This is a genomic window from Alcanivorax sp. HI0044 (assembly GCF_001634945.1).
This window is the reverse complement of the sequence record NZ_LWEZ01001350.1, coordinates 1-1,081: the sequence shown is the minus strand read 5'-3', so window position 1 is coordinate 1,081 and position 1,081 is coordinate 1. Positions and strand designations below refer to the sequence as shown.

The 1,081-nt window shown below is 59.8% G+C and carries 2 protein-coding genes; both read right to left on the bottom strand.

What is annotated here, in order from left to right; all coding sequences use genetic code 11:
- On the bottom strand, positions 1-474 hold a 474-nt coding region (locus A3730_RS19960; protein ID WP_255364295.1), incomplete at its 3' end, for an isocitrate/isopropylmalate family dehydrogenase.
- 174 nt (positions 475-648) lie between these two features.
- A partial coding sequence (locus tag A3730_RS19955) for an aldehyde dehydrogenase family protein (protein WP_156501267.1) occupies positions 649-1,081 on the bottom strand: 433 nt, incomplete at its 5' end.

Here is a 1,081-nt window from a genome sequence, read left to right as displayed (position 1 = left end):
CGTGCCGGCTCGCAGGCGACCGCCCTGGTTGCTGTATTCCCCTTCGCTGTTTTCGCGAATCACCAGCATGTCCACATCGTTGGCGCGGGGATCGCTGAGGTACTGGGGCGCGCCGGGCTGCCAGCGGGCTGGCCGTTCACAGGCCCACAGGTCCAGTTGTTTGCGCAGTGCCAGCAGCGGCGAGAGAGAAATGCTGTCGGGCAGCACAAAACGGTCCGGATCATCCAGTGGCCCCGGATCGCCCAGCGCACCCAACAAAATGGCATCAAAGGCGCGTAACTGGTCCACGCCATCATCCGGCATCATCTGCCCGTGTTGCTGGTGCCAAGCGTGGGACGGCCAGGGGAAAGAGTGACAGGACAGCGGCAACTGAAAGCGGTCAATCAGCAGTGTTAGTGCTTGTTCGGCCACGGCCATGACTTCAGGGCCGATGCCGTCGCCGGGGAGCAGGGCGATGTTTAGCCGTTTCGTCATCCTTAACTCCGAGTTGCGAGTTTAAAGTTGAAAGTTAAAACGCGGAGAACGGTAATTGTGTTCTCGGCCTGTTGAGCTTCGCGCGGTTTGGGCTGTGTACGCGGGCACTGATGTTTCGCGTGCTTAATACTCTGTCGCGCCTTTCAACTTTTAACTTTCAACTCGTTCCTGCTCTTAACTTCCCATGCACAGGTATTTGGTTTCCAGGTACTCTTCCATGCCCTGGTGGGAGCCTTCGCGGCCCAGGCCGGATTCCTTGACCCCGCCAAACGGGGCGGTGGCATTGGAAATCAACCCTTCGTTGACGCCGACCATGCCGCTTTCCAGTGCCTCTGCCACGCGCCAGCAGCGGTGGATATTGTCGCTGTAGAAGTACGCTGCCAACCCATAGGGGGTGTCGTTGGCGATGCGGATGGCGTCTTCTTCCGTTTTAAAGGGAATGATGGCTGCCAGCGGCCCGAAGGTTTCGTCCTGGCAGAGTTGGGCATCGGTGGAAACGCCGGTGATCAGCGTGGGCTGAACGAAGCTGCCGCCCCGTTCGTGGCGCTGGCCCCCGGTGATAACCCGGGCGCCCTTGCCCAGTGCATCTTCCAGATGTTCCATGACT